Consider the following 17,862-nt stretch of genomic DNA (forward strand, 5'->3'; position numbering starts at 1 on the left):
GCAAAAACTACCATAGCCGCGAAAGCTCTGCTCTCGCGGCTAGAATGGCAAGCTTCCAACACGTCATGCAGGAGCGTTCGACCGATGCCGTCCGCAAGCGATCGCGACAACAAAGGCTCGTCGCTCATCGTCACGCTCGTCGCGGCGACCTTCTTCATGGAGAACCTCGACGGCACGATCATCGCGACCGCATTGCCGCAGATGGCGCGCTCGTTCAACGTGCATCCCGCCGACATGAGTCTCGGCATCACGGCGTATCTGCTGACGCTCGCCGTCTTCATCCCGATTTCCGGCTGGGCCGCCGACCGCTTCGGCCTGCGCACCGTGTTCGCGAGCGCGATCGCGGTGTTCACGGCGGCGTCCGTTTTGTGCGCCACGACCTCGACCCTGCCCGCCTTCGCCGCCGCGCGCGTGCTGCAGGGCATCGGCGGCGCGATGATGGTGCCGGTCGGCCGGCTCGCCGTGCTGCGCGCGACACCCAAGGAAGGCCTGATGCGCGCCATCGCGATCATCACGTGGCCGGGACTCGTCGCGCCGGTGATCGGCCCGCCGCTCGGCGGCTTCATCACGACGTATTCGTCTTGGCGCTGGATCTTCTATCTGAACGTGCCGCTCGGTCTGATCGGCTTGCTGCTGACGCTGCGCTTCATCGGCAACGAGCGCGGCGACGCGACACGGCGCTTCGACCTGCCGGGCTTCGCGCTCTGCGGCATTGCGTGCACGACGCTGCTCTACGCGATGGAACTGGTCGGCCGCAGCGACGCCGACTGGACGCTCGTCGGCGTGCTCGTCGCGGTGGGCGTGGCGGCGGGCATCGCTTCGTGGTGGCATCTGCGGCGCGCGGCGCATCCGGTCGTGGATCTGTCGGCGCTGAAGGTGAAAACCTTTGCCGTGGCGATGGGCGGCGGATCGCTCTTTCGCATCGCGATCAGCGCGGCGCCGTTTCTGTTGCCGCTGATGTTCCAGGTCGGCTTCGGCATGAACGCGTTCGAATCGGGCCTGCTCACGCTTGCCGTGTTCGCGGGCAATCTGTCGATGAAGCTCGTCACCACGCCCGTGATGCGCCAGTTCGGCTTTCGGCCGGTGCTGATCGTCAATGGCGTGCTCGCGGCGCTGTCGCTTGCCGCGATGAGCCTGCTCGCGCCGACGACGCCGAAGCTCGTGATCGTCGTCGTGCTGTTCGCGAGCGGCCTGTCGCGCTCGCTGCAGTTCACGGCGCTCAACACGCTGAGCTTCGCCGATGTGCCCAAAGCGCAGATGAGCGGCGCGTCGGCGCTGTCCAGCACGCTCTTTCAGATGACGATGGGCATCGGCGTCGCGGTCGGCGCGATCGCGTTGCGCATCGGCGAGTGGCTGCACGGGCACGATGCGCATTCGATCGGGCCGGAGGATTTCGGCGTCGCGTTTCTGATCGTCGCGTTTGTGGGGCTTGTGGGCGTGCTCGATCTGTTCGGGCTCGCGAGGGATGCAGGCGCGCTCGTTTCGGGGCATCGGAAGCCGAAGGCGTGACGGTTTTATGACGTGAGGGCTAAAGCCTTCGTCGTCTGTGCCGTAATCCGCGGTATGAACTCCCACACGCTCGACTCGCTCGCTGCCCTGACCGAAACGGTCGCCGCCATCCGCCACGCGCGCGGCCTGAAGAATCCCCACGATCTGCCCGAAGGCTCGCCCGAGCGAGAAATCGCCGCCGACGCCTTCGCCAACGATTTCCTCCGCGCGCTCGACGCCGAGCCGAGCATCGGCGCGTGGTGGCCCATCTGATCGATACCCGCGTCATTTCACCGTCACATCGGCAACGTCGCGGCATCGTTTGCCGCGATCCGTGCGGGGCGATTTCCCGAATCGCCGTCTTCTGAGTCAAGTTTTGCTATTTGGCGAAACGTTTGCGCGCGGCTATCAAGTCGCGCGCGTGCGAGCCGTCAACTCGCATATCACCATGACTGAATCAGGAGATGCCAGTGAAGGGGGCAGCGTCACTTTTTTTTGCCATCGCCGTCGCATTCGCCGTGACCGGCTGCGCGCCGATGCCGGCGGCCAGCACGGCCCAGACCGACAAGCCGGCGGTGTCCGCCGAAATCATCCGCTTCGAGATTCCCGCTGACGCGCTCGGCGCGCGCGACCCGCAACTCACCGCGATGCTCGCGAAAGCCGGTGCGCTCGCGGCCGCGCAGAAGCAGCCGACGACCATCCTCGTCACCGCGCTCGCACAGGACTTTCCGTATCTCAACCAGGCGATCTGGAAAGGCGTTCCCGCCCGGCACACGGTCAGGCTCAGCCTCGAAAACCTGACCGCCGGCGCGCGACAGCCCTACAGCGTGTCCATCAAGCCGACGCAGGGAGGCTGACGCGATGCGCCGATTCCTGATCCTCGCCTCCGGCATGTTGCTTTCGGCGAGCGCCTTCGCGAGTCCGCTCGACGTGAGCGCGCCCGCCTCCGTGCAAACGCTCGCGGCGCTGGGCCCCGTCGTCCAGAAGGTCTATCCGCCCTTGCCCACGCTCGCGATGCTGCCGCCCGCCGCCATCGACGACGACGATCCGCCCGTCAAGTCCGCGAGCAAGAAAGGCAAGAAAACGCGCCGCGTCGCCGATTGCAAATGCAACGGCCCGGAACCGCGTCTCGTCGTGTCCGACGAATCGCGCGCGTACATGAAGGACGTCGAGCATCGCATCGATATCGCGCTTGCGCCGTAAGCGACGCGCGCCCATTCCAAGGAGCCACGCCTCATGTTCCGTTCGACTCATGCCGCCCTCGCCGCCTGCGTGCTGTTCGGCGCATCGCTCGCGCCGGGCGCCGCTCGCGCCGACGATTGCTTCGAGCAGGCCGCCGCCTATCAGGGCGTCAATCCGCTCGTGCTGCGCGCGGTCGCCTGGCGCGAATCGAAGGGCGATGCCGCCGCGATCAACCGCAACGCCAACGGCTCGATCGATGTCGGCCAGTTGCAGATCAACTCGATCCATTTCACCGATCTGGCGCGTCAGGGCATCCCGCATCGCGCGCTCGCCGATCCGTGCGTCAATGTGTTCGTCGCCGCGTGGCTCCTGAAGCAGAAGATGGTGAAGTACGGCAATACGTGGCGCGCGATCGGCGCCTATCACTCGGAATCGCCGAAACATCGCGATGCCTACGCGCGCAGCATCCAGCAAATTCTCGTCAGCTGGGGCGAACTGCAGCCGGCGATGCGCTGAGCGCGCCGCGTTCGTAGGTTCGCACCGGCGTGAGGAATTCGATCGTCCGGTCGCGCGCGAGCAATTGCGGCAGCACGGCCTCGTACGCTTGCCGATAAGGCCGTCCCAGATGATGCGCGCGAAAATGCTCGGCCGAGCAAGCCCACGTTTCGTACAGCACGAGCGTATCGGGATCGTCCGCCGCGCGATGCAGATACGTGTTGATGAAATCCGGCTCTTCGGACATGCGTTCCAGCACATCGAGAAGACGCGTTTCGAGTTCATCGCGATGCTCCGGCTTGCCCGGCAGATGCACGACGAACGAAGTGATGTCACTCATGATGAATCCCTCGCAGAGCACGGGCCGCGCGTGCGGCCCGCGCGGTTGGCTTAGAGCTGGCTCATGCCGCCGTCGATGATGATCTCCGTGCCGACGATGAAGCCCGATTCCGCCGATGCCAGATGCAGCACCGTCGCCGCCACTTCGCTCGACTTGCCGAAGCGTCCGAGCGGAATCTGGCTCTGGAGTTGCGCGGCGGCTTCGTCGACGAGGCCGAGCTTTTCATGCAGCGGCGTCGAGACCGGGCCGGGGCTCACGACATTCACGCGCGCGCCGCGCGGCAGCAATTCCGCCGAAAGCGTCTTCGCAAGCGACACGAGCGCCGCCTTGCTGGCCGCGTACACCGACGACATCGGCATGCCGATATGCGCGTTGATTGAACCGTTCAGCACGATCGACGCACCTTCGTTCAGAAGCGGCAGCAGCGACTGAATCTGGAAATAAGGCCCTTTCACGTTGATCGCGAAGGTTTCGTCCCACGCCTTTTCGTCGATGTCGGTGAACGGCGCGAACGTGCCGACGCCCGCGTTGACGAAGATCGCATCGAGGCGGATGTTCGCATCGACGAGCGCTTGCGCCAGTTCACGCGCCGCGCCGACCGTGCCGGCGACGTTGCGAATGGCGATCGCATTCGCGCCCAGCGATTCACGCGCCGTGGCGAGCGAGCTTTCGTCGCGTCCCGTGATGACGACCCGCGCGCCTTCCGCCGCAAATGCCTGCGCCGCCGCGAGACCGATGCCGCTGTTGCCGCCGGTTACCAGAACTGTCTTGCCTTCGAAGCGATTCATGACGTTCTCCTTTGAACGTTGATCAGTGTGAAGTCATTATGGGCGGGACTTCGCGCGCTGCCGTACGACGTTACCGGCGCACTCGTTCGATATCATCGAACATGTTTTCGTCTGCGTGATGCGGCCCACATAACTCCTTGAACCGGACGCGAACCGATCGTAGAGTACGCAGACCTTTCCAGTCTGCTTTCAGCTTCAGGGAGCCGCATCATGCAAGACGCGCAAGGCAGTATGAACGCACAGCCGAATCCGGAGCGCTTGCTGCAAATGGGCATGGCGTTCTGGGCGTCGAAAGCGCTGCTGTCGGCGGTCGAGCTCGGCGTGTTCACGCAACTGGCGAACGGACCGCGACAGGCGGAAGACTTGGCGCAGGCGCTCGAACTGCATCCGCGCGGGGCGCTGGATTTTCTCGATACGCTCGTCGCGCTTAATCTGCTTACGCGCGAGGATGGCCGCTACGCGAACGCGAGCGACGCCGACTTCTTCCTCGATCGCGAGAAGCCTTCGTATGTCGGCGGATTGCTGGAGATGGCGAACGCGCGCCTGTACCCGTTCTGGGGATCGTTGACCGAGGCGCTGCGCACCGGCTTGCCGCAGAACGAATCGAAGCACGGCGGCAACGTCTTCGAGACGCTTTATAGCGACCCGGCGCGCCTGCGCGGTTTCCTGCAGGCGATGAGCGGCGTGAGCATGGGTGCGGCGCAGGCGATCGCCCGCCAGTTTCCGTGGAGCGAGTACCGGACCTTCATCGATATCGGCGCGGCGCAAGGCGCGCTGCCGGTGCAGGTCGCGCGGGCGCATCCGCATCTGACGGGAGGCGGTTTCGACCTGCCGGTGGTCGGGCCCATTTTCGACGACTACGTCGCGGCGCACGGGCTGCAGGAGCGTTTGCGCTTTTATCCCGGCGATTTTTTCAAGGACCCGTGCCCGTCGGCGGATGTGCTCGTGATGGGTCACATCCTGCATGACTGGAACCTGCCGCAGAAGCTCGAACTGCTCGCGAAGTGCCATGCGGCGCTGCCGCCGGGCGGCGTGCTCATCGTGTACGACGCGATCATCGACGACGAACGCCGTCAGAATGCGTTCGGCCTTCTGATGAGCCTCAACATGTTGATCGAAACGCCGGGCGGCTTCGATTACACCGGCGCGCAATGTTGCGCCTGGATGAAGGAAGCGGGGTTCGCAACGGCGCGCGTCGAGCCTCTGGCGGGACCGGAGTCGATGGTGATCGCGACGAAGTGAATCCGTCGCGGGCCGCGCGCGCGAGGCTTCGTCAGCGGTCGTTCGACATCCCTTTCAGGCGATCATTGCCTGCGTCGCGGGCGGCGTCGGCGGTGGCGAAATTTTCTTCGGAGACCAGCACGCGCTTCACCTCGCGCGCCGAAAAATCGACGAGCGCAAGGACCCACACAAAACCGCCCGCCTGTTCCGCGGTCTGCACGAATGCGCGCAGATCGCCTTCATTCGACGATGCCATACCGACCTCCACGTTCATGTTGATGCGCCCTGCCGACGCCACGCAATGCGTGAGCCCCGGCGATGCGATGCGTCGGCTGAACGGGCGCTAACGGGCGGCAGCCGGCCGCCGTGATCAGGCTTCGAAATCGAGACCGCCAAAGAGCACCGACGGCTCCGCCTGGGAACGCGTTGCGAGATCGACGTCGCGTGCGCCCTGCCAGGCGTCGAGCTTGGCGGCCATCGCGTCGAGATATCGCAGGAATCGGGCCTCGCCGCCGTCGCCCAACAGACGTTCGATTTCTTCGTCGTCCCAGGTCAGAAATACATTCAGCGGATACGGATAGACGTGCCGATGTTCATCGCCCGCTCGATGCGCATCGGCGTTGACATGCAAACGCGTCGGCACGGCTGCGCGCTCGTAGGGAAGTATCTCGACGCGCACGCCGCGCCCGAGGACACGCATCACACGTTCGACGATGCGCGGCATGAACTCGGTTTCGAACTGCAGCGCGTGTTCCCGATTCAACGCTCGTCTCCGAGAGTGCGCCTTTGCGATGTCTTCAGACGGGCGGCAGATCTTCGAGCGATTTCTCGATCTGCCCGTCCTGCACGCGCGCCTCGATGCCGATATGACCGTTCGTATACGGCAGCGCGCTGACTTTCGGACCTAGAAAGACACGCCCGCCGAGCGTGAAGAGCGTGCGGACTTCCTTGCCGTTTTTGAGGGCGTCCACGACCTGCTGGACGTCCACGATGGTGGTGGGCGCGGTCCAGTCGTTCGTGGCCGGATCGAAACTGCCCCAGCGCACGTTGGTCACGCGATCGTTGACCCAGCGCACACCGTCGATCGCCAAAGTCGTCATGTCTGTCTCCGATGTCGTCGTTGGGGGTGGTTTGGAAATCCTAGCATGGTGAGGCGAAGCGGGTGAACGTTTGCGCCACCCGGCACGATCGGACCGGACGACCGATCCGCCGCGCTGCGGTAAAATCGCGGATTCCCCTTGAGATTCAGGCGGTTCGCACGAAAGCGCGGCCGTCGTCGCCCATGTCAGCCGTATCGAAGATCAGCCCCCGCCGCGTTTCCGTTGCACCGATGATGGACTGGACCGACCGACATTGCCGGTCCCTGCACCGGCTCGTGTCGCGTCATGCGTGGCTTTACACGGAGATGGTGACCACGGGCGCGCTGCTCTACGGCGACGTCGCGCGGCATCTCGCGTTCACGCCCGCCGAGGCGCCCGTCGCGTTGCAACTCGGCGGCAGCGAGCCGGCCGATCTCGCGAAGAGCGCGAAGCTCGGCGAACAATGGGGCTACGACGAGATCAACCTGAATTGCGGATGCCCGTCCGAGCGCGTGCAGCGCGGCGCATTCGGCGCGTGCCTCATGAACGAGCCGCAGCTCGTCGCGGATTGCGTGAAGGCGATGCGCGATGCCGTGTCGGTTCCGGTGACGGTCAAGCATCGCATCGGCGTTGATACGGTCGAGGAGTACGAGTTCGTGCGCGATTTCGTCGGCACGATCGCCGACGCGGGCTGCGAGGTGTTCATCGTGCACGCGCGGAACGCGATCTTGAAAGGCCTGAGTCCCAAGGAAAACCGCGAGATTCCGCCGCTCAAGTACGAGTACGCGTACCGGTTGAAGCGCGACTTCCCGCATCTGGAGATTTCGATCAACGGCGGCATCAAGACGCTGGACGAAGTCGAGGAACATCTGAAGCATGTCGATGGCGTGATGCTCGGCCGCGAGGCTTATCACAATCCGTACGTGCTCGCGGGCGTCGACACGCGCTTCTATGGCGCCGCTACGCCGGGTCCGTCGCGCGAGGACATCGAAGCGGGATTCATCGACTACGCGCGCCACGAACTTGCGCGCGGCACGTATCTCGGCGCCATGACACGGCATGCGCTGGGCCTGTATCGCGGCGTCGCGGGCGCGCGCGGATGGCGTCGCGTGCTCTCCGACAATCGGCGGCTCGCGAAAGGCGATCTGACGATTTTCGACGAGGCGCGTGCGCATCTTCGCGAGGCCGTGGAAGCTATCGAGTCCTGACGGCGCACTTCGGAAAAAGATGCTCGAAGGGACTAGGCAAGTGCAATCAATGTTCGTATAATCTCGCTTCTTGATTGCTACGGCAGTTCTGAAGCAGTCGGGATCGCGGTAACAGTGGTGGCTGTAGCTCAGTTGGTAGAGTCCAGGATTGTGATTCCTGTCGTCGTGGGTTCGAGTCCCATCAGCCACCCCAGTAAAATCAAGCACTTAGCCCAGTCAATCGAACTGGGCTTTTTGCTTTCTGAAATCCGTGTAAGCACTGGTGTAAGCATTTTCGCACTGCGGGGTCCGCGCGGTGCATAGGCCATCTGGCGCGCATTCGCGCCTGACGTACCAAGGTCTCCCAGCTTATTCAAAGGGAACCCAGGAGATTCCATCGTTTCCACTCTGGAGTTGCCAAGTCGCGCCCGAATTCACATTTAGCAAAAGCATGTTCCGCGCGACCATGCCAGAAAGAAAAATCTGATAGTTGACTCTGTTTGGTGTCGCAGGGTCCGGTGTTCGGCCCCTCAATCTCGGCACTTCCTCCCAAGCCACTCCTCCGTCTTTTGTCGCGACTAATTGAAAAACGACCCCGGCAAACTTATCGAGCTTGAACGTCCATCTAACTGCCAACTCGGATTGAACAATCTCAAAGCGGGCGTCGGCCGGAACGCCAGTCATGACGCTTTGTTGGTTGGTCGCTTGGGCTGCGACGCCAATTGGAATCAACGCCAAGCTCAACAGTAGCGCGTAAAAGAGAGAGCGATTCATTTTTCGTTTTGAGTACCGTGCGTCGCAGACGGCTTTTGAGTATGTACGAAGCGTGGTTACTAAGCAAATGGGCTTACCGTCGCTAAAGGCATTTTGCGCAGACTGGAGCCATCGAACTACCGGCAGTTCGGCGATGTACGCAAGTGCAACACTCTTAACGTCGGTTTCTAAAATTCAAACAGTCTTCCCGACGAATGCAAGGTACACAGGTCAAAGCATAGATCAATTCGCGTGCGGCTCTAGGCAGGCCGTGGGTTTTCGCCGATGTTCAGATTTCTAGCCCGGTACGTGTTCGGTCCACGTCTCACCAAGAGAACTGCTGAAACCATTCGTGTAGACCAATCGCGTAAATCCATAGTCAGCAGCCTTGTCGGCAAGCTTCCACTCATTGGCAAACTTGTAAACGAGTGGCTTCGACATGAGTGCGTAGGTTAATCGAAGTTCTGTCCCTGTCGCCTTCACCTTAATATCGAAGCCGTTTTTAATAAATATCTCTTCGAGCGAAGACGCATACAGCGCTCGCACCTGTTGCGCCATCTGTGGCTCCAGCCCCTTTGCTCTCCGCGCGACGTCCTGTTCCTGCTTGTCGCCGTCCGTGTGCCGCAATATCACTGCGCGCACGTCGGTCAATTCGGAGTTCATGCGGTTAAGGTCGTCCACGCTGCCGTAATATTTCTTCAACTTCTCTTTGCTCTCAGTGAGATGCTTGGCGGCGCGTTCAAGCAGTCCGGAATCCTCCGCCAGAATGTATTCCCTCGATGGTGGGGGAACCGCCGCTGGCTCTGTGGCGCTCGCGTCTACCACAGCGGCGATTTCGGGCGCGGAGGGGGCCGCTTCTTTTGGACCAGACGCAGGCCTGTGTTGGGCTATCAAACCGAGAGCGAGCAGTCCTGCTATGCCTGCCATGAGAATTTTGGAAACTTTCGCGTTCATAACGCCTCCTTGGTCGAACTGTCATAACACTGAAATCAGTGTAGAAAGAAACGACCGTTTTACGTGCGGTGGCTTGTCGCGGGTTGAGGACCTACTCGAATCCGCGAGACGTGGCACATTTTCAGCACAGAGCATGGAAAAGGCGCACGGATACGTTTCCCGAACAGATGGCGGACTTTCTTCGCTTCATCCACGGACAAATGAGTGCGCCGGCGGGAACGCGGGATGCCCCGCACTCGCGGTCAACAATTCGAACGGAGGCGCCGGTGTCGCCCAATTTGACAATGCAACTTCGCGGTCTGCCGGTCGGAGCCGCGCTTTTCGCAACTCCCGACGTTGCAGTGGAGGACGCCGAGCGCTCCGTGGTACTGGCGGTCGAGCGTCACCCAGACCGCCGTTTTGCCATCGGCGAGCATCTTTCGCAGTCGCCAAAAGGGGCGCGGATTCGCAACATACGCATCGAGCGCTTGCCGGACCAGACTTAATCGCACTCTGTTTTGCCGCAATACGTTCTCACGCGCGTGCGCGAGTCACGCAGCTAGACTACAGTCGTTTCGCTGCGCTGCGCCGACCTTGCGGGCGCGAGCTACCGTCGCGTCATTCTAGGGTTAAATCGCGGAACATGCGTTGTACCTCCCGTTCAATATCGGGCGGGAACGGCTCTGCCTGTTCGCGCTCCTCGCAGGCGCGCACATTCGCCCAGATAGTCGGCGCGTCGCGTTCGTCTGGTTCGAATTGGTCGAACGGTTGGGCCGCGACGAATTCGCGAGCAGCGTTGGCGAAGGGCGAAGACAATCCCAGTCTTGTTAGGTAATCGACAATCGCTAGTTTCTGCGGCAGATTCAGGCACTGTTCCACATACCATCCATTAATGAGTGGATACGGGTCCTGCAATGCGCCTTTGTCGCGCGTGACCAGCGACCCGTCCCCTCGCGGCTTTCGGGTATACCGCGCAAGCGCGTTAAAGAAGTCATCGTGATTACCTGCTGCAATGATGTTGAGGACACGCGCGAGGCGGGCAGTCTGGGAATTACAGCACTTTTCCCCATCCCGAAATCCGTATTTACCATCCGGCGGGGCGGTCTTCACCCATTTGCGCAGCAGCGCGAGGTACAACAGTTCCACAGGCGCAGTCACGCGCGTAGCAGGTTTCATAATACGTCCTTATCGGAATTAAAGATGACACTTTTGCGGGCTTACCGGTCGAAATGCATCGCGATACCATCGGCGTTGACCCGTCCCGCGTGCGTCATTATTGTTTTTGCGTCGCGCGATAGTACAGCCCCGGCAACAGTGCCCCGCAGCCAAGCATGCCGACCCAAAGAGGCCATGCCTTGTTGATGTCGGGAGCTATCAACACTTGAGCAAACATGCCAAGCCAGAAGCCGCAGAAAACGCCTACTGCGACAAGCACAACCAGCGCCGTCGCGCGTGGTTTTTCCCTGTAGAACAGCCAGAGCACGCCGATGGCCACGGCCAATATAACAAAATGCATGGAGCACTCCCGCGTTGAAAAAGTAACTCAGTTGCAAGTTTCTGTGTTGCCAAACCGCGTACATATCACACCGTTCGAATAATGCGTTTGATTGCCATAGGTCTGCGCCGTGACGCCATTTGAATAGTACGTTTGATTGCCATATGTCTGCGCATTTATCCCATTGCTATAGGAGGTCTGGTTACCGTAGGTTTGAGCAGTCACGCCATTGCTGTAATAGGTCTGGTTTCCATACTGTTGCGCCGTAACACCATTGTTGTAATGCCTTTGGTTTCCGTAGGCCGTACTTCCCACCTGTGCGAATGCGACGTTACATGACAAGAGCAGGAAGGCGCATGCAGCCAAACGCTTAAAAGTACGTTGTTTCATCAAAAATCACCCAATCTCGGATTGCGTCATTGCGCTTTTAAACATAGAACGCAACGAAATGTCGGAGGCGTGGCATGACGCCGCATATTGAGCGCCTACTCTAGGCGCTCCGCCAGATACGTGTGCACTCGCGCGCGCGACCCAAGCTGTTCAGCTTTGCGCTGGCCCGCATGCCTTTTCGAAGCGAACCGCGTCATGCGCCGTGATGAGCACGCCGCTGCCGTCCGATTCACGAATTTCGACCGAGAGAAGTCGCGGCCCGGCATTACTAGGCCGCGAGCTATGCCGAATCTGGTTTTGCGTGCGGCGAATCATTTTCGCGTCCGTTACGTTATCGGCAGTCGAAAAGCGCGGTCGCATAGCGGTCTCGGACAGCAGCAGCCGGTCAAGTAGCGCACCGACGCTCTCCCCGCGCCGCCGATGACGCGCAATCAGTTTCTGCAACTGCGGGGAAAGGAAAGCGCTACAGCGCCGGTAGCCCTGCGCCAGCAGACGCGCGCGATGCGCGGCCAATTTCGTTACGTCGAACGACTTACTTGTCCCCATCGGTCTTCCTCCTGCGCGGCGCGGTCTCTTCAAGCAAGCGGATGAGGGTTTGACCGCGCGTTTCGTTGCAACGCCGGCAAGCGTCGAGCCAGCAACGCAGTTCCCGGTCGCATCCGGCGACACGTTCGAATAGAGCAGCGCGCCTCAGTTCGCGACGCTCGGCGGCCTTGTCGGTCTCAGAACGCAAGGTCGTCGTCCTCAAACGCTTCACGCGCGCTCGCGCTCGGGCGCTCGGTGGGTTCAGTCCTGCGGGCGGCGCGGGTCGCTTTGCGCCGGCGCTGCACGTCGTAGGGCGATAGGACCGCCTGTATCGTTACGCTGATACTCGGACGCGGCGGCGCGCCGTCGTCGGGCTGATAGACGCCGATTGCCAGCGCCCCCGCCAGCGCGACCGAATCGCCCTTGTGGAGCGCGAGCAGGGCATGTCGCACCGGTCCGTCGAACGCGCAGCCCGACACGTAAAGTGTCGCACCATCGGCCAGCTCCACCAGCACCGCGACACTAACGAACGCATTGCCGTTGCGGCTGGTGCGCGCGACCGGCTTCGCGTGCAGCCTGCCTAGGACCAGTCCGTCAATCATAGCGTCGCCTCCAACGTTGCGGATTCGCGTTCGCGAGCGACGGCGGCCCATGCGGATACGCTGCCCTCGCAGGTCATGTCGTAATCGAGCCAGCCGGCAGAGACAGGCGTGTCCGCCAGCACTGCGACCGGCCAGAGCGCGCGCCAGCAGTCCCGGTCGAGTCGATAAAACAGCACAGGCCGCAGTCCGCAGGACGCCGCCTGCCGCGCGGTCTGATTCCACCAGCAGCGCAGGTCCGCGCGCGTCGCCCGCGCATGGCGCTTTACTTCGACGCACCAGCCAGGAATGCCTTCAATGTCGCTGTCACCTTCGTACTGACGCACGCGCCGCCGCACGTCCCAGCCGGTCAGGTCGCGCACCAGCGCGGCAATCTCGCGCTCGCCGTCGCCGCCTTTTCGCCGCTGCATCGCGCCCATATGCACCCGCTTCCTTGTTGAGTGTGTCGCTTGTGTCGCTGTGCTGCTTAGTTCCGGTTAACTCTCTTGCGCGCGCGTGTAGGCCGATAAATGGAAACTAGCGACACAAGCGACACGAATTCATGTCTCGCCAGATAAATCGCCGGACGTGTCGAGCATCGCGCCGCGATACAGGCGGCCTCGCCTATCGCGGTCGTGTATCGCGCCCATCTCTTCCATGCGCGTCTTGAATTCGCGGCGCGATACCGGACGCCCCTCGTAGCCGCCCCCTTCAAACCAGCGCGTGTAATTCGCGTAAGCGACGTCAGAAGGCACCGAATAGTCCTTGTGCAGCAGCAGCTGTTCGCTCGCCCACAGGGCGAACGTGTCGTTCTCCGCGAAATAGTCGTCGGTCGCTTTCGTGACGGCGGCGGGCATTGGACCAAAACCTCCGGCAATGACAGCCTTCGCACCGTCGAGCATCCAAGCGAGAATGGCGGGAGATTCGTCGCGCAATGCGTCTTCAAGCATTGAATCGCGCCTGTTCTCAGGGACCTTGTGGACGAAGGGAACGATACGAAAGCGCCGCCTTTCGGCCTCGTCAACCTGCCGCAGACGCGGGCGATGGTTGCCGACGAACAGCAGCTTGCATATCGGCACGAAGTCATACCAGTCCTGTCTCATGTGTCGTGCTGCAATCTTTTCGCCCGACGAAATATTCTTGACGCGCTCCGAGTTCCACGCGCGGTTGTCCGGCAGTTCGCCGCAGGCCGCGAGCCGCGCACCTTCGATATGGGCCATGCCGGTTGGATGCTGGTCATGCGCCGATTGCAGGAAGGTTTCGACCGGGACGGAGACGAAGTAGTCGCCAAGGATTTCGCGCAGCACGCGCAGGAAGGTCGTCTTCCCATTCGCGCCGCCGCCAAAGAGAAGGAACACGAATTCGTGGCGCGTCGAGCCGGTCAGGAAGTAGCCGCACATGCGCTGCAAAAACCGCATCATGTCGTCATCGGGCGGCGCGCTGCGCGGCTCGCCGTGCTGATCGAAGCCGTTGATACATGCCGCGAGAAATTCGAGCCAGCGCGGACAGTCGCCGCCAAATTCCGGCGCGTATCCGGTCAGGCGCGTCATCATGTCTTCGGGGCGGGCGGCGCGCAGCGACCCGTCGCGCAGGTCAATGACGCCCGAACGCGTGCCGAGCAGCAGCGGGTTTGCGTCGAACGTTCCGCGCGGGCAGAGGCGCTCGTCGGTGCGCGCGAGCTTTTCAACGGCGTCCATTACGCGCGACGTCAACCAGCGCGGCTCGCCCCGGCACATACGGCGTACCATGCGGCGAATCATTTGGCGCGTCACGCGCGCGCCGTCGTCACGCTGCCAGTGCGTGCCTTCCCAACAAAACCACCTGCCGCGCAACGTGTCGAAGAGCAACTTTCCCTGATATTCGTTCGCGAAGACTACGGCAAGTGCGTCTTCGCTCAGTTCGGCAGTAGCGGGGACTTCGAACGTCAGATGCGCCGGAATCGCACTGAGTGGTGCGAACATGCGTCCGCCGCTGGTGCGCGGGCGCTTCTCATGATCTCTCGCGTGAAACTTCTGGCGCACTTCATCGAGCGTCTGGGCATCGGCTTCGAGCGCAGAAGGGGTCGTCCGCTCCGGAGGCTTGTCCTCATGGCGGTCATCGGCGTCGCTATTCATGCTGTCCCCGACTTCGGACGACGCGCCGCCCAACGCGCCAGCTTGCGGCGGTCTGCGTTCGTTAAGTGATAGACGCCGCGCGACACTTCGCAGCCGTCGCGGTCGATACAGGCGACACGCGTACAGGGTAGGTCTAGATTGCGGCGGCGCAGTTCGGCAATCAGGTCTGGGCCGTTGTCACAGCCCGCCGCGCGGTCGATGGATTCGCGCGGCTGCGAGCGGACGCGCAGAGCGGCAATCGCGCGAAGATGGCGGGGATTGTCGGTCCCTGCAAACTCCGCGCTGGGACTCGGAAGGACTACTGTATGATTGGCTGCGAGTGGAAGCAGTGCGCCTGATTCGCCGTCGAGGGGGTCGGACGTTTTTTTCACTTCGCGCCCCCAGCTGCCGTCAATTGCTGGAGCGCGTCCGCCGGCCAAAGCAAGCGCCCGGACGGTAGTTTCGTCGGCGTCAGTCCGAAATAGCTGCCGGTATCGCAGAGGCGGCGGCGGATTGTACTTTGCTCGCGGCCCAGCGTGGCGGCCAGTTCAGCAGTGCTGAGCGGCTTAGGTTTGATGGGTAGAACATTCGCTTCAGGCGGCGCGGCGCGACTGGTACGCGCTTCCGCGTCGGCCAGCACGGCCAGAGCCAGTTGCACCAGCGCACGCGGCACGCCGTCCGGCATGGCGGGCAACGTGGAACGCAGCGTCGCGGCAAGCGCGATAACTTCGGGGGCGGGAGTATCGCAGGTCTGCATCGTTCGTCGCTCCTGCACCATCGCAAGTGATGGCGCAGGAACGATTAAGCACCCGCAACTATGCTCCGCCGCAAGCTTCCGCCATCCGCCAATTTGGCGGAATACTATTCCCGGTCTATCGTGGGCGCATCTTTGATTTGTCTGTCTTTGCGTAACCGCTGCCACGCTTTTTCGAACGATTCCGACGTGAACAGCGCCGTATCTTTTTTGCAATCTTCCCACACCGCTTGTTTTGCGCCGCTCTTGCCTCGCGCTACCGGCAGCGCCATCGGGTCATAGCCATGGCCCCGTAGCACTCCAAGTATGCGGGCTTGCTGCCGTTCGGCCTTCGAAATGTGAGGGGTCGCCGCAGGCAGTGTGTCTGCCGTCACGTCCTCAGCCTGCATCATTGGCAATGAACCCTGCGCAGATTCCACCTCGAACGGTACGTCATATCCCGCAGCGAGGCGTGCCCATTCATCGACCGTTATCCTGTAGGTCAGATTCTGTCGCTCCGTGCCCTCATAGTCATCCACGACCGGGTTATGGGGGTCGCGAGGACTGATACCCAGCTTTTGGCAGATGACTGTCAAATTGGACTTTGCGCGAAGCAGCGCTAAACCGCCCCCGTCGCTCAGGTCCATGTGGATTTCGCCTATCGGTTCACCATTGTCCGTTACGTCCTTCGCATAGAAATCGTAGGTCGGCGGAAAGACGCCCCTCGCGGCGGAAACGGCAATTACCGATTCGATGGCGACAGTCAAGCGCACGTACTTACAGCCATGCGGGACCGTGATTCTCGTTGACTTCCCGCGCGCTGCTGCCGCTGCGCCGTCTAACGTGTCGTCCTGCGCGCTATCATCATCGTTAGCCATTACCGCGTCTCCTAGCAAGACAGGGTGTTGGTCAGGCGGCGCGCTGCGCCCATCGCAACGCGTCGCCGCCCCCGGCATTATTTCATGGCATGTATGACCGGCAACGCTTGCTCGACTGCTGGCTGAAATTCAATTTTCGCCTCCGTCAGAATCCACGCTTCCAGCTTGTCCGCCCAAGCGCGCAGCAGGTCGAGCGGACGGACCTTGTAGTGCCGCTCAGCGGTCGCGCTCGGCTTGTGTCCCATGATTTGCGCGACTACGCCGGTTGGCGTCTCCGTCCACTCGGCAAGACTGGAAAACGAGCGGCGCAGGCCATGCAACGTTACGGGCGGAATGCCAGCGGTCGTACACACGCGATATAGGGCGTTATTCGGGGCTACCAGACGTCCATCAGCGGCGGTTTTACTGGAAAACACCCAGTCGGACGGCTTCCACGTTTCGCCTCTCGCGGTAAGGCGGCGCATCTGCCGCACGTTGGGGGGCGTCTCGTTTATGCGTTTAAGTTCTCGCAGCAGCGAACCAAAATAAGGCGTCAGGGGAATCCTGCGTCCGGTTTCGGTCTCCACCTTGTCTGCCAGATGCAGGCTGCGCCAACGAAAGTCCACGTCGTCCCAGCGCAGCCCGGCCAGTTCTTCCCGGCGCGCCCCCGTTACCAGCAGACCAATCAGGTACGCTTCCATCATCGGGTTTTCAAGCTGGCGGAGCGCCGCGAACCATCCAGCCAATTGTTCCCGTTGCAGGGCGTCGGTTTTGATCCCTCGTTTCGGCAGCGCGTCTTTGGATAACCGCGTGGAAACGGCCTGCGGGTCAACTAGGCCGCGATAATCGGCTTTCGATTCGCACCACCCCGCGAAGATGCGCAGCAGGTTAAAGGCAAGGCGCGCACGCGCCGGACGCTTTTCGGCTTCCACGGCCAGCCATTCCGCCATGCGGTCGGCGCTCAAGTCCGCCAGCCGCAGGCTCAGCAGCGCGGCGAGCGGCCCGGGTTCCGTGATGCCTTTGCCACGTTTTTTCGGTTCGCCGCCAGCGCTGGCAAGCGTGACATGGTCTCGGTAATGCAGTTCGCTCCACTTCGGGCAGCGCTCAGCAACGTACACGTCCCATGCGTCACGCAGGGTTACAGCCTCGCGCTGCGCTGCATGGCGGCGCGCCTCGGCGGCGGCGCGGTCGGCTTCCATCGTCGCCCGCTTTTCCTCGCGCGGGTCCTTGCCTGCGTCAATCAGGCGCTGGAGGCGGCGCGCTTCCTCGCGGACGTGCGTAATGTCCCAGTCTCGCGGGCTGCCAATGGTCACGCGCATTTCGCGCTCGCCTAGCCGCGACTGAAACACGTATGCGCGCGCGCCCTTCGCCGTCGCACGCAGCGCTAGCCCGACCGCTTCCGAATCCCATAAGAAAGACTGCTGCTTGCCGGCCTCGCACGCGAAGTCTCGGACCCGCGCCGCCGTGAATTTCACCCTAGCCATGTTTGCTCCAGAGTGCTTACATAGCCGCCCATCGGTCCGTGTAAGCATTCATGTAAGCAAATTATAGCAATATCACGCCATCGAACGCCATTGGGTATAAGTAGGATAGACGCATTAAGCTATTGTTTTTTATGATTTCATTGGTGTTTTACCCTTTGCCCGCCATGCAGCGCTATGGCCAGTTTAGAGGATTGTGATTCCTGTCGTCGTGGGTTCGAGTCCCATCAGCCACCCCACCGAG

25 protein-coding genes and 1 tRNA gene are annotated in these 17,862 nt (G+C 62.0%); 9 read left to right on the forward strand and 17 right to left on the reverse strand.

Annotated elements, in window-relative coordinates:
- The first annotated feature begins 84 nt into the window (after positions 1–84).
- From IAG25_RS10780 to IAG25_RS10800, 5 genes are all read left to right on the forward strand, one after another.
- Positions 85–1,509, forward strand: a complete 1,425-nt coding sequence (locus tag IAG25_RS10780; protein ID WP_187604835.1) for an MFS transporter — start codon at positions 85–87, stop codon at positions 1,507–1,509.
- 54 nt (positions 1,510–1,563) lie between these two features.
- A complete protein-coding gene (locus IAG25_RS10785; protein ID WP_187604836.1) occupies positions 1,564–1,761 on the forward strand; it encodes a hypothetical protein in 198 nt (65 codons plus the stop codon).
- 191 nt (positions 1,762–1,952) lie between these two features.
- Positions 1,953–2,345, forward strand: a complete 393-nt coding sequence (locus IAG25_RS10790; RefSeq protein ID WP_187604837.1) for a hypothetical protein — start codon at positions 1,953–1,955, stop codon at positions 2,343–2,345.
- Positions 2,346–2,349: 4 nt separating this feature from the next.
- The gene (locus IAG25_RS10795) at positions 2,350–2,691 is read left to right on the forward strand and encodes a hypothetical protein (protein WP_187604838.1); all 342 of its coding nucleotides are present in this window, start codon (positions 2,350–2,352) and stop codon (positions 2,689–2,691) included.
- Positions 2,692–2,724: 33 nt separating this feature from the next.
- Positions 2,725–3,186, forward strand: a complete 462-nt coding sequence (locus IAG25_RS10800; protein WP_187604839.1) for a lytic transglycosylase domain-containing protein — start codon at positions 2,725–2,727, stop codon at positions 3,184–3,186.
- Here the strand turns inward: IAG25_RS10800 and IAG25_RS10805 are convergent.
- Positions 3,152–3,505: a putative quinol monooxygenase gene (locus tag IAG25_RS10805; protein ID WP_187604840.1), complete on the reverse strand. Its 354-nt coding sequence runs from the start codon at positions 3,503–3,505 to the stop codon at positions 3,152–3,154. The two genes, IAG25_RS10800 and IAG25_RS10805, sit on opposite strands and share 35 nt — an antisense overlap.
- Positions 3,506–3,555: 50 nt before the next feature.
- Positions 3,556–4,293, reverse strand: a complete 738-nt coding sequence (locus IAG25_RS10810; protein WP_187604841.1) for an SDR family oxidoreductase — start codon at positions 4,291–4,293, stop codon at positions 3,556–3,558.
- Between the two features lie 210 nt (positions 4,294–4,503).
- On the opposite strand from IAG25_RS10810, the gene IAG25_RS10815 reads away from it, so the two are divergent.
- Entirely contained in the window at positions 4,504–5,535 is a 1,032-nt protein-coding gene (locus IAG25_RS10815; RefSeq protein ID WP_187604842.1) for a methyltransferase, read from the forward strand.
- 31 nt (positions 5,536–5,566) lie between these two features.
- Here IAG25_RS10815 and IAG25_RS10820 read toward each other — a convergent pair whose 3' ends face one another.
- The 3 genes from IAG25_RS10820 to IAG25_RS10830 form a co-directional block, all read right to left on the reverse strand.
- Complete coding sequence (locus tag IAG25_RS10820; protein WP_035498948.1) at positions 5,567–5,770, reverse strand: hypothetical protein; 204 nt, start codon at positions 5,768–5,770, stop codon at positions 5,567–5,569.
- Between the two features lie 114 nt (positions 5,771–5,884).
- On the reverse strand, positions 5,885–6,277 hold the full coding sequence (locus tag IAG25_RS10825; protein WP_187604843.1) for a DUF5594 family protein: 393 nt from the start codon (positions 6,275–6,277) through the stop codon (positions 5,885–5,887).
- Positions 6,278–6,311: 34 nt separating this feature from the next.
- Complete coding sequence (locus IAG25_RS10830; RefSeq protein ID WP_187604844.1) at positions 6,312–6,614, reverse strand: hypothetical protein; 303 nt, start codon at positions 6,612–6,614, stop codon at positions 6,312–6,314.
- A 182-nt stretch (positions 6,615–6,796) separates the two neighbouring features.
- On the opposite strand from IAG25_RS10830, the gene dusA reads away from it, so the two are divergent.
- On the forward strand, positions 6,797–7,801 hold the full coding sequence (gene dusA, locus IAG25_RS10835) for a tRNA dihydrouridine(20/20a) synthase DusA (protein WP_187604845.1): 1,005 nt from the start codon (positions 6,797–6,799) through the stop codon (positions 7,799–7,801).
- A gap of 117 nt (positions 7,802–7,918) precedes the next feature.
- Positions 7,919–7,994, forward strand: a tRNA-His gene (locus tag IAG25_RS10840).
- Positions 7,995–8,149: 155 nt separating this feature from the next.
- Here the strand turns inward: IAG25_RS10840 and IAG25_RS10845 are convergent.
- Positions 8,150–8,554: a hypothetical protein gene (locus IAG25_RS10845; RefSeq protein ID WP_187604846.1), complete on the reverse strand. Its 405-nt coding sequence runs from the start codon at positions 8,552–8,554 to the stop codon at positions 8,150–8,152.
- A gap of 276 nt (positions 8,555–8,830) precedes the next feature.
- On the reverse strand, positions 8,831–9,487 hold the full coding sequence (locus tag IAG25_RS10850; RefSeq protein WP_187604847.1) for a hypothetical protein: 657 nt from the start codon (positions 9,485–9,487) through the stop codon (positions 8,831–8,833).
- Positions 9,488–9,753: 266 nt separating this feature from the next.
- Here IAG25_RS10850 and IAG25_RS10855 point away from each other — a divergent pair, with 266 nt between their 5' ends.
- Positions 9,754–9,972, forward strand: coding sequence for a hypothetical protein (locus IAG25_RS10855; RefSeq protein WP_187604848.1), 219 nt, complete (start codon positions 9,754–9,756; stop codon positions 9,970–9,972).
- A 112-nt stretch (positions 9,973–10,084) separates the two neighbouring features.
- On the opposite strand, the gene IAG25_RS10860 is transcribed toward IAG25_RS10855, so the two are convergent.
- The 10 genes from IAG25_RS10860 to IAG25_RS10905 all read right to left on the reverse strand — a co-directional run bounded on the left by IAG25_RS10860 (position 10,085) and on the right by IAG25_RS10905 (position 17,621).
- Positions 10,085–10,642: a hypothetical protein gene (locus IAG25_RS10860; RefSeq protein WP_187604849.1), complete on the reverse strand. Its 558-nt coding sequence runs from the start codon at positions 10,640–10,642 to the stop codon at positions 10,085–10,087.
- Between the two features lie 97 nt (positions 10,643–10,739).
- The gene (locus tag IAG25_RS10865; protein ID WP_187604850.1) at positions 10,740–10,982 is read right to left on the reverse strand and encodes a hypothetical protein; all 243 of its coding nucleotides are present in this window, start codon (positions 10,980–10,982) and stop codon (positions 10,740–10,742) included.
- Between the two features lie 27 nt (positions 10,983–11,009).
- Positions 11,010–11,351, reverse strand: a complete 342-nt coding sequence (locus IAG25_RS10870) for a hypothetical protein (protein ID WP_187604851.1) — start codon at positions 11,349–11,351, stop codon at positions 11,010–11,012.
- Between the two features lie 150 nt (positions 11,352–11,501).
- Positions 11,502–11,897 carry a hypothetical protein gene (locus tag IAG25_RS10875; RefSeq protein WP_187604852.1) on the reverse strand — a complete coding sequence of 132 codons (396 nt, stop codon included), beginning with the start codon at positions 11,895–11,897 and terminating at the stop codon, positions 11,502–11,504.
- Between the two features lie 176 nt (positions 11,898–12,073).
- Positions 12,074–12,478 carry a single-stranded DNA-binding protein gene (locus IAG25_RS10880; RefSeq protein ID WP_187604853.1) on the reverse strand — a complete coding sequence of 135 codons (405 nt, stop codon included), beginning with the start codon at positions 12,476–12,478 and terminating at the stop codon, positions 12,074–12,076.
- Complete coding sequence (locus IAG25_RS10885; protein ID WP_187604854.1) at positions 12,475–12,894, reverse strand: putative PDDEXK endonuclease; 420 nt, start codon at positions 12,892–12,894, stop codon at positions 12,475–12,477. The genes IAG25_RS10880 and IAG25_RS10885 overlap by 4 nt, the downstream gene beginning before the upstream one ends.
- 120 nt (positions 12,895–13,014) lie before the next feature.
- Positions 13,015–14,568, reverse strand: a complete 1,554-nt coding sequence (locus tag IAG25_RS10890) for a phage/plasmid primase, P4 family (protein WP_187604855.1) — start codon at positions 14,566–14,568, stop codon at positions 13,015–13,017.
- A 367-nt stretch (positions 14,569–14,935) separates the two neighbouring features.
- The gene (locus tag IAG25_RS41415) at positions 14,936–15,304 is read right to left on the reverse strand and encodes a hypothetical protein (protein WP_255503626.1); all 369 of its coding nucleotides are present in this window, start codon (positions 15,302–15,304) and stop codon (positions 14,936–14,938) included.
- Between the two features lie 104 nt (positions 15,305–15,408).
- Positions 15,409–16,158 (reverse strand): hypothetical protein, encoded by a 750-nt coding sequence (locus IAG25_RS10900; RefSeq protein WP_187604856.1) that lies wholly within the window; start codon positions 16,156–16,158, stop codon positions 15,409–15,411.
- Positions 16,159–16,235: 77 nt separating this feature from the next.
- Positions 16,236–17,621 carry a tyrosine-type recombinase/integrase gene (locus tag IAG25_RS10905; RefSeq protein ID WP_187604857.1) on the reverse strand — a complete coding sequence of 462 codons (1,386 nt, stop codon included), beginning with the start codon at positions 17,619–17,621 and terminating at the stop codon, positions 16,236–16,238.
- Positions 17,622–17,862 lie beyond the last annotated feature (241 nt).

Source organism: Caballeronia sp. EK, from assembly GCF_014384845.1.
Classification (GTDB): Bacteria; Pseudomonadota; Gammaproteobacteria; order Burkholderiales; family Burkholderiaceae; genus Caballeronia; species Caballeronia jiangsuensis.